The sequence below is a fragment of the Streptomyces viridosporus genome (assembly GCF_002078235.1).
GTDB classification, from domain to species: domain Bacteria; phylum Actinomycetota; class Actinomycetes; order Streptomycetales; family Streptomycetaceae; genus Streptomyces; species Streptomyces viridosporus.
This window is the reverse complement of record NZ_MSGP01000076.1, coordinates 1-8,566: the sequence shown is the minus strand read 5'-3', so window position 1 is coordinate 8,566 and position 8,566 is coordinate 1. Positions and strand designations below refer to the sequence as shown.

11 protein-coding genes are annotated in these 8,566 nt (G+C 73.5%); 10 read left to right on the top strand and 1 reads right to left on the bottom strand.

The genetic code is table 11. The features are described 5' to 3' along the window. The 3 genes from abc-f to B7L92_RS05535 form a co-directional block, all read left to right on the top strand. Positions 1–1,518 (top strand): ribosomal protection-like ABC-F family protein (gene abc-f / locus B7L92_RS05545; RefSeq protein ID WP_081236362.1); only part of this gene is annotated, 1,518 nt, incomplete at its 5' end. Between the two features lie 383 nt (positions 1,519–1,901). Next, a complete protein-coding gene (locus B7L92_RS05540) occupies positions 1,902–2,123 on the top strand; it encodes a helix-turn-helix domain-containing protein (protein WP_016826854.1) in 222 nt (73 codons plus the stop codon). 148 nt (positions 2,124–2,271) lie between these two features. Further along, positions 2,272–3,075, top strand: coding sequence for an enoyl-CoA hydratase/isomerase family protein (locus tag B7L92_RS05535; protein WP_081236361.1), 804 nt, complete (start codon positions 2,272–2,274; stop codon positions 3,073–3,075). An 84-nt stretch (positions 3,076–3,159) separates the two neighbouring features. Here B7L92_RS05535 and B7L92_RS05530 read toward each other — a convergent pair whose 3' ends face one another. After that, positions 3,160–3,885 carry a nucleopolyhedrovirus P10 family protein gene (locus B7L92_RS05530; protein ID WP_143626242.1) on the bottom strand — a complete coding sequence of 242 codons (726 nt, stop codon included), beginning with the start codon at positions 3,883–3,885 and terminating at the stop codon, positions 3,160–3,162. An 84-nt stretch (positions 3,886–3,969) separates the two neighbouring features. Between B7L92_RS05530 and B7L92_RS05525 the strand changes: the two genes are divergently transcribed. The 7 genes from B7L92_RS05525 to B7L92_RS05495 all read left to right on the top strand — a co-directional run. After that, entirely contained in the window at positions 3,970–4,464 is a 495-nt protein-coding gene (locus tag B7L92_RS05525) for an Asp23/Gls24 family envelope stress response protein (RefSeq protein WP_081236359.1), read from the top strand. 61 nt (positions 4,465–4,525) lie between these two features. After that, positions 4,526–4,711 carry a hypothetical protein gene (locus B7L92_RS05520; protein ID WP_081236358.1) on the top strand — a complete coding sequence of 62 codons (186 nt, stop codon included), beginning with the start codon at positions 4,526–4,528 and terminating at the stop codon, positions 4,709–4,711. Between the two features lie 5 nt (positions 4,712–4,716). After that, positions 4,717–5,100 carry a hypothetical protein gene (locus B7L92_RS05515; RefSeq protein ID WP_081236357.1) on the top strand — a complete coding sequence of 128 codons (384 nt, stop codon included), beginning with the start codon at positions 4,717–4,719 and terminating at the stop codon, positions 5,098–5,100. Continuing rightward, positions 5,097–5,750 (top strand): DUF6286 domain-containing protein, encoded by a 654-nt coding sequence (locus tag B7L92_RS05510; protein ID WP_081236356.1) that lies wholly within the window; start codon positions 5,097–5,099, stop codon positions 5,748–5,750. Before B7L92_RS05515 ends, B7L92_RS05510 begins: the two co-directional genes overlap by 4 nt. Beyond that, positions 5,747–6,334, top strand: coding sequence for an alkaline shock response membrane anchor protein AmaP (gene amaP / locus B7L92_RS05505; protein ID WP_081236355.1), 588 nt, complete (start codon positions 5,747–5,749; stop codon positions 6,332–6,334). The genes B7L92_RS05510 and amaP overlap by 4 nt, the downstream gene beginning before the upstream one ends. A gap of 312 nt (positions 6,335–6,646) precedes the next feature. Then, positions 6,647–7,603: a ribokinase gene (locus B7L92_RS05500; protein ID WP_438363958.1), complete on the top strand. Its 957-nt coding sequence runs from the start codon at positions 6,647–6,649 to the stop codon at positions 7,601–7,603. Continuing rightward, positions 7,600–8,566: ABC transporter permease (locus B7L92_RS05495; RefSeq protein ID WP_081236353.1), on the top strand; the 967-nt coding region annotated here is incomplete at its 3' end. The genes B7L92_RS05500 and B7L92_RS05495, both read left to right, overlap by 4 nt.

Sequence of the window (8,566 nt, the reverse complement as noted above, 5' to 3'; positions counted from 1 at the left end):
GACCGCATCGGCCTGGTCGGCCGCAACGGCGCCGGCAAGACCACCCTCACCAAGGTCCTCGCCGGCCAGGGCATCCCGGCCGCGGGCACCGTCACCCGCTCCGGCGAGGTCGGCTACCTCCCCCAGGACCCCCGCACCGGCGACCTCGACGTCTTCGCCCGCGACCGCATCCTCTCCGCGCGCGGCCTGGACGTACTGATCCGCAAGATGCGCGAGAACGAGCAGCGCATCGCCAACGGCCAGGGCGCCACCCGCGAGAAGGCGCTCAAGCAGTACGAGCGCCAGGAGACGGAGTTCCTCACCAAGGGCGGATACGCCGCCGAGGCCGAGGCCGCCACCATCGCCGCCGCGCTGAACCTGCCCGACCGGGTGCTCGGCCAGCCGCTGCACACGCTCTCCGGCGGTCAGCGCCGCCGGGTCGAGCTGGCCCGGATCCTGTTCTCGGACGCGGACACGCTGCTGCTGGACGAGCCGACCAACCACCTCGACGCCGACTCGATCGTCTGGCTGCGCGACTACCTCAAGACCTACCGCGGCGGCTTCATCGTCATCTCCCACGACGTCGACCTGGTCGAGACGGTCGTCAACAAGGTGTTCTACCTGGACGCCAACCGCGCCGCCATCGACGTCTACAACATGGGCTGGAAGCTCTACCAGCAGCAGCGCGAGGCCGACGAGAAGCGCCGCAGGCGCGAGCGGCAGAACGCCGAGAAGAAGGCCGCCGCGCTCAACGCGCAGGCCGACAAGATGCGCGCCAAGGCCACCAAGACGGTCGCCGCGCAGAACATGGCCCGCCGTGCCGAGCGCCTGCTGGCCGGCCTGGAAGAGGTCCGCCAGTCCGACAAGATCGCCAAGCTGCGCTTCCCCGAGCCCGCCCCCTGCGGCAAGACCCCGCTGATGGCCGAGGGCCTGTCGAAGTCGTACGGCTCGCTGGAGATCTTCACCGACGTCGACCTGGCCATCGACAAGGGCTCCCGGGTCGTCATCCTCGGTCTCAACGGCGCGGGCAAGACCACCCTGCTGAGGCTGCTGGCCGGTGTCGAGCGGCCGGACACCGGGGCCGTCGTCCCCGGCCACGGCCTCAAGCTCGGCTACTACGCCCAGGAGCACGAGACCCTCGACCCCGACCGCACGGTCCTGGAGAACATGCGCTCCGCCGCGCCCGACATGGACCTCGTCGAGGTCCGCAAGGTGCTCGGCTCGTTCCTGTTCTCCGGCGACGACGTGGACAAGCCCGCCGGTGTCCTCTCCGGCGGCGAGAAGACCCGTCTGGCGCTCGCCACCCTGGTGGTCTCCTCGGCGAACGTGCTGCTGCTGGACGAGCCGACCAACAACCTCGACCCGGCCAGCCGCGAGGAGATCCTCGGCGCCCTGCGCACCTACAAGGGCGCGGTCGTGCTGGTGACGCACGACGAGGGCGCCGTCGAGGCGCTCCAGCCGGAGCGGATCATCCTGCTGCCGGACGGCGTCGAGGACCTCTGGGGCTCCGACTACGCGGACCTCGTCGCCCTCGCCTGAGCGGACGGCGGGTCGTCCGGGCCGTCCGCGAGCGGTCAGCCCGGGTTGATCGAACGGATGATCCACAGCGTATGGATCATTCGGCCCATCGGTGATCCATCATTCGTGTGAGATCTCCTCGTACCGAGGTGTGTCCTACAACGAAATGACGGCCGTGTCCCCGTGTGCGGGGGCGCGGCCGTCGCGCCTTTCTGACCTGGGGTTTCGCGCGGGAACCCGTTCGGCGGTATCGGCGGCACCGGCTGGAACCTGCAATTCCGCTTGTGGGGATGCGCTCCTGTCGTCACAACCTTGTCTCACGGACCTTGCCGAATGGGTGGCCATGAAGGCCGGGAGGGGTGATCATGAGGAGACCAGAGCGCACTTCCCATGAGGAGGCACGGGTGGCCGAGACTCTGAAGAAGGGCAGCCGGGTGACCGGCGCCGCGCGCGACAAGCTCGCGGCAGACCTGAAGAAGAAGTACGACGCCGGTGCGAGCATCCGGGCGTTGGCCGAGGAGACCGGCCGCTCGTATGGCTTTGTGCACCGCATGCTCAGCGAATCGGGGGTCACGCTCCGAGGGCGTGGCGGGGCGACACGGGGCAAGAAGGCTCCTACGGCCTGACCCCGGGCGCCCCTCGATCCCGGTGGTGACCACCCGGTCGGCCGATTGACCGGCCGGGTGGTTACTGTGCAGTCACTTGGCTGTGCCGCAGGACGGCTCGACGCCGCCGTACGGCACGGAAGACGACCGCACCCATCGGAGGCGCCCCATGGCTTCGTCCGCCCAGGACCTCGGTCCGGTACTCGACAAGGACGGCGTACGGCTCACCGTCGACGACGCGATCGCCACGGTGACGCTGACCAACCCGGCCAAGCGCAACGCGCAGAGTCCCGCTCTGTGGCGGGCGCTGGCCGAGGCGGGCCGGCTGCTGCCGGGCTCCGTCCGGGTCGTGGTGCTGCGCGGCGAGGGCAAGTCCTTCTCCGCCGGGCTCGACCGGCAGATGCTCACGCCCGAGGGGATCGAGGGCGAGCCCTCGTTCCTCGACCTGGCGCGCAGCGCCGAGGCCGGACTCGACGCGACCATCGCCGAGTACCAGGAGGCGTTCACCTGGTGGCGGCGCAACGACATCGTGTCCGTCGCGGCCGTGCAGGGACACGCCATCGGGGCCGGTTTCCAGCTGGCCCTCGCCTGTGACCTGCGCGTCGTCGCGGACGACGTGCAGTTCGCCATGCGCGAGACCAGCCTCGGGCTCGTCCCGGACCTGACCGGCACCCATCCGCTGGTCGGGCTCGTCGGGTACGCCCGCGCGCTGGAGATCTGCGCGACCGGGCGCTTCGTCGCGGCCGAGGAGGCGGTGAACACCGGCCTGGCCAACCTCGCCGTGCCCGCCGCCGAACTGGACGCGGCGGTGCGGGACCTGGCCGCGGCGTTGCTGGCCGCGCCCCGGGACGCGGTGATCGAGACCAAGGCGCTGCTGCGCGGCGCGCAGGACCGTACGTACGAGGAGCAGCGGGCCGCCGAGCGCGCCGCACAGGGTCGCCGGCTGCGGGACCTGGCCGGCCTCGGCGAATAGCCCACCGAAGCCCACCGGGCGCCGGCGGCCGGAGGCCGACGGTGCCCGACGCCGTCCGGCGGTCGGCGGGGGAGCGGCGGCCGGTCAGTCGACCTCCGTGACCAGGACCGCCACCGTGGGGCGGTCCGGCAGCGCCCGGGACACCGCCGCGCGGACCGCCCGGGCCACGTCCAGGGCCCGGTGGTCCCTGTGGACCGCGAGGTCCACGCGTGCGTGGCGGTGGGGCAGCGCGGCCCCGCCCGGCCGCTCCGTCAGCCGCACCGGGCGGTCCGGTGCGCCCGTCAGCCGGGTCACCCCCGGGACGGCGAGCACCGCCTCCCTCACCCGGTCGGCCTCGGAGTCACCGGGCCCGACGGCGGCCCGGGGCGTCGGCTCCGGCGGCGGTGCGGCGGGCGGGACCGGTGACGGCTCCTCCTCCAGGAGCTCCGCCACCCGCAGGTCCACCTCCGCGACCGACAGCCCGATCCGTTCCGCCGCGGCGTCCGCCAGTGCCGTACGCAGGCGGGACGCCGTCGCCGGCAGCGGCTGTGCCGCCGTGGCCGCGAACTCCGCGGTCAGCCGCAGCGCGCCCGGCGGCAGCGCGCTCGGCGGGGGCGGGACGGCCGGCTCGCCCGCCCGGTCCGGGTCGGCGAGCGCGATCCGCAGTCCGTCCAGGCGGACGTCCGGCACCTCACGCGCCACCGTGTGCCGCAGGACGCTCTCCGCGGCACGTTCCGCGATCCACGCGCCGTCGCGCGGGCCGCCCAGGGGCAGGAACCTGCCCAGCCCCACCTGCTGTCGCACCGCCTGCGCCCATCGATCCGCCGTCATTCCTCCAGATTGCCGCATAACTGGCGCAATACCGCGCAACCCCGCATACCGTGGTCAAGGAGGACGATCGAAGGGACCGTGACGATGACGGACATGACCGGCGAGGGCTCGACACGGGCCCCCGGGATCGAGAAGAACCTCTCGGAGACCACGGTGCGCAAGGACCGGGGGACCCGGCGTGGCGGCGGCGATCCGGCCAGCCGTGGCCGCACCACCATCGCCGACGGCGTCGTGGAGAAGATCGCGGGAATGGCCGCGCGGGACGTGGTCGGTGTGCACGCCCTGGGCAGCGGGCTGTCGCGGACCATCGGCGCCGTGCGCGACCGGGTGCCGGGCGGCTCGAAGTCGGTGACGCGCGGGGTCAAGGTCGAGGTCGGCGAGGTGCAGACCGCGCTCGACCTGGAGATCGTCGTCGACTACGGGGTGTCCATCTCCGACGTCGCCAGTGACGTGCGGGAGAACGTCATCGCGGCGGTCGAGCGGATGACCAGCCTCGAGGTGGTCGAGGTCAACATCGCGGTGAGCGACGTGAAGCTGCCGGACGAGGAGGACGAGGAGCCGGAGTCGCGGCTCCAGTGAGGCACGGGCGGGGGGAGGCCCCGCCCGGACGGCGCACCACTGAGGAGCTGAGGAGCGCACCATGAGCATGGCCGTGGTCGGCATGGTGGCCGGCATGGCACTGGGCTTCGCCGGGTACTTCGGCGGATTCTGGGCCTTCCTGCTGGTGGCGGCCCTGGGCGCGGTCGGGTTGGTCGTCGGGCGGTTCCTCGAGGGGGACGTGGAACCCGGCGACTTCTTCCGTCCCCGCGGCCAAGGGCGGCGGTGACGGCGTTGGCGGCGGTGAGCGCGGGGGCCGGTGAACCGGGAGGGAGCCCGGCCGGTGTCGCACCGGGCGAGCGCGGCGCGCTCAGGATCGCCGACCGGGTGGTGGCGAAGATCGCCTCCCGGGCGGCCCTCGAGGCGGTCGGCACGCTGCCCCCGGACGCCGCCCCGCCGCACGCCACGGTCGTCGTCCACCACGGCAGCGCCAGGGTCCGGGTGCAGGCCGAGCTCGACTACCCCGGCGACATCGGCGGCCGGTGCCGAGAGGTGCGCCGCCGTGTGGTCGAGCGGGTGAGCACCCTGGCGGGCATGCGGGTCCCGGAGGTCGTCGTCCAGGTGGAACGGCTGCATCTGGCCGCCGAGTTCCGGGCGGCACGGGAGAGGGTCCGATGAGCCGGCCCCAGGACACCGGGGAGCCCGCCGGCGCGGTCCTGCAGCAGCCCCCACCGCCCGTGCGGGACGCCGCCGGGACCGAGGAGGGCGGGACGGGCGGGACGGGCCGGGTCCGGCGCTTCTGGTCGGCCCGCCGTGTCCCCGCGGGCCTGCTCGCGCTGCTGACGCTGCTGATCGCGGGCGTGTTCCTGTACGACATCGCCGCGGTGCGCGCCGGCCGGTCCGCGATGGCCTGGCGCCGGGAGCTGGCCCGGCAGCTGGCCGAGCGCCCCCTGGACGACGTCTGGGTGCTGGTCGGCGCCGGGGTCGCCGCCGCACTGGGCCTCTGGCTGCTCCTGCTCGCCCTGACGCCCGGCCTGCGCTCCCTGCTCCCGATGCGCCGCATCCGTCCCGACGTACGCGCCGGACTGCACCGGGACGCCGCCGCGGTGGTGCTGCGGGACCGGGCCATGGAGGTGGCCGGCGTGCAGTCGGTCCGGGTACGGATGAAGCGGGCCAGGGCCGACGTCCGCGCGGTGTCGCACTTCCGCCCGCTGGACGAGGTGCGGGCCGACCTGGGCGCGGTGCTCGACGACGCGGTCCGGGGGCTGGGCCTGGCCCGGACGCCCGCGCTGTCGGTGCGTGTGCGGCGGCTCGGCCGGAAGGGGTGAGGGCGGTGCTCGGACGGGTCAATCGGGTGCTGCTCGCGCTGGCGGGCCTGGTGCTGGTCGCCCTCGGCGGATCCGTGCTGGCGATCGGGCTGGGAGCGCCGGCGCCCTCCTGGTGGCTGCACGGCGGACGGCACGACGTGCTGCTGGACCAGGCCGAGCGGACCCGGTGGCGGGACGAGGGCTGGTGGTGGCCGGTCGTCCTCGCGGTCCTCGCCGTCCTGGTCCTGCTCTGTCTGTGGTGGCTGGTCGCGGTGGTGCGCCGGCGGCGTTCGGCCGAGGTGCTGGTCGACACCGGTGACGGCGACGGCGCGGTGCTGCGCGGCCGGGCGCTGGAGCGGGCCCTCACCGAGGAGGCGAGCCAACTCGACGGCGTCGCACAGGTCCGCGTCCTGCTCACCGGCCGCCGCACCGCGCCGAGCGCCCGGATCCGCCTCCTCCTGGAACCCCATGTGGACCCCGGGACCGCCCTGCACGCCCTCACCACCGGCGCCCTGACCCACGCCCGCGACTCGGCGGGCCTCGCCGCCCTGCCGTCCGAAGTGCGCCTGCGGGCGGTCAAGCACCGGGCGGAAAGGGTGAGTTGAGCACCCTTCCGGGCTGAACCCCCCGGGCTGAACCCCCTTCCGGTCGAACACCCTGCCGGGCCGAGCGGCGCCGTCCGTGGAGGCCGTGGCGGGCGGGCCCGTCGGCACGCCGCGCCGCCGCACGCGCGGCCGGGCCGGCGGCGGACGCGGACGCTCACCGGCGGCGCACCGCCCGGGCCGACGCCCTTCCACGCCCCGGGCGGCCGCTGCCGGGTCGTGTGACCCGCGTCCTCGAACGGTGCCCCGCGGTTGGCCGAAAAGTCACTTCAGCTTCTCCATTGACTATAGACATCACTGTACATAAGCTCCCTCATGTTCACGGTTGTCCCTATGCAAAGGGGTGGGTGCATGGTCAGGGTCGCGGTTGTCGGAAGCTATGGGGCGGGGCTCACCATGCGGGTGCCCAGGTCGCCCGCCGCGGGCGAGACCGTCTCGGGCGGGGTGTTCTCGCCCGGCCCCGGCGGCAAGGGAAGCAATCAGGCCATCGGCGCCGCCCGGCTGGGCGCGCGGGTCTCCCTGCTGACCGCCGTCGGCGACGACGACTTCGGGCGGGCCGCCCGTGCGCTGTGGCGCGAGGAAGGCGTCGCGGCGGACCACGTCCTGACGGCCGGGGCCCCCACGATGGTCGGCTTCATCCTGGTCGAACCGTCCGGGGAGAACCGCATCGCCATCGCTCCCGGCGCCCTCGACGAACTGGACGCCGCCGCGGTGGAGCCGTTCCGGGCCGAGATCGCCGCCGCCGACATCCTCGTGGTCTCCATGGAGATCCCGGAGGAGGCCGTGGCCGCGGCGCTGCGCGCGGGCCGCGACGCGGGAACCGCCACCCTGCTCAACCCGGCCCCCGCCCGTCCGCTGCCCGACGACCTCTGGCCGCTGATCGACGTGATCACCCCGAACCAGACCGAGGCCCCCGTACTCCTCGGACTCCCCGGGGACCACGGACTGGAGGACGAGGAGCTGGTGCGCCGCCTGTGCGAGCGCACCGGCGGTGCCGCCGTCCTGACCCGGGGCGGGGAGGGAGCGCTGGTCGCCCGGGAGGGCGTCACGACGCGGGTGCCGCCGCACCCGGCCCGGACCGTCGTCGACACCACCGGCGCGGGCGACTCCTTCACCGCCGCCCTCGCCGTCGCCCTCGCCGAGGGACGCCCCCTGGCGGAGGCGACGAGCTTCGCCGCGTGCGCCGGCGCCCACACCGTGACCATCGCCGGGGTCGTCCCCGCGCTGCCTACCCGAGACCAGCTGAGCGTCCTGATGGGAACCGACCGATGACCACGACCACCGCGTCCGCACGGGAGTTCTCCCTCCCGCTGCGCAGACTCCTGCACGCCCGTGAGGCCGGCGTCTTCGCCGCCCTCGTCCTGCTCTTCGTCCTGGGCGTCGTCCTCTCCCCGAGCTTCGCCCAGTCAGACAACCTGCTCTCGGTCGGCCAGCAGGTCTCGCAGATCGGCATCATGGCCATCGGCGTGACGTTCGTGATCCTCAACGGGGAGATCGACCTGTCCGTCGGCTCCACCTACGCCCTGTCGGCCATCTCCACCGGCATCCTGATCTCCGACGGCTGGAACTGGGTCCTCGCGTCCTGCGTCGGGCTCGCCGTGGGCGCGGTGGCCGGCCTGCTCAACGGCCTGGCGGTCGTCGTGCTCGGAGTGCCGTCGTTCATCGTCACCCTCGGCACCCTCAGCGTGTTCCGCGGGATCGCGCTGCTCATCTCCGACGGCGCCCCGATCTCCCTCAGCTCCTCGCAGGCGGGGGTCGCCGACTTCAACCTGCTGGGCCAGGGACTGCTGTTCGGCGTCGTTCCGATGCAGTTCGTGTTCTTCGCCGTCATCGCCGTCATCGGCGGGGTGCTGCTGGCCCGGTCCCGCTTCGGCTTCCACACCTACGCCGTGGGCGGCAACCAGGAGGCCGCCCGGCTCGTCGGCGTCAACGTCAAGCGGGTGAAGCTGACCGCGTTCGTCCTCTCCGGGTTCACCGCCGGACTCGCGGGCGTCCTCGGCCTGTCCTTCCTGTCCTACGTCCAGGGCGTCACCGGACAGGGCATGGAGCTCACCGTGATCTCCGCGGTGATCATCGGCGGCGCGGCGCTCTTCGGAGGCTCCGGCACCATCTGGGGCACGGTCATCGGCGTCGCCTTCATCGGCCTGCTCCAGAACATCCTCAACGTCAAGGGGATCTCCTCGTTCTGGCAGACCGTCGTGACCGGCCTGGTCATCGTCGCCGCCGTCGCCGCCG

Coding starts and splice junctions, on each gene's coding strand:
- B7L92_RS05535 (WP_081236361.1), top strand. CDS start 2,272: ATGGCTTCGTCCGCCCAGGACCTCGGTCCGGTACTCGACAAGGACGGC.
- B7L92_RS05530 (WP_143626242.1), bottom strand. CDS start 3,885: ATGACGGCGGATCGATGGGCGCAGGCGGTGCGACAGCAGGTGGGGCTG.
- B7L92_RS05525 (WP_081236359.1), top strand. CDS start 3,970: ATGACGGACATGACCGGCGAGGGCTCGACACGGGCCCCCGGGATCGAG.
- B7L92_RS05520 (WP_081236358.1), top strand. CDS start 4,526: ATGAGCATGGCCGTGGTCGGCATGGTGGCCGGCATGGCACTGGGCTTC.
- B7L92_RS05510 (WP_081236356.1), top strand. CDS start 5,097: ATGAGCCGGCCCCAGGACACCGGGGAGCCCGCCGGCGCGGTCCTGCAG.
- B7L92_RS05500 (WP_438363958.1), top strand. CDS start 6,647: ATGTTCACGGTTGTCCCTATGCAAAGGGGTGGGTGCATGGTCAGGGTC.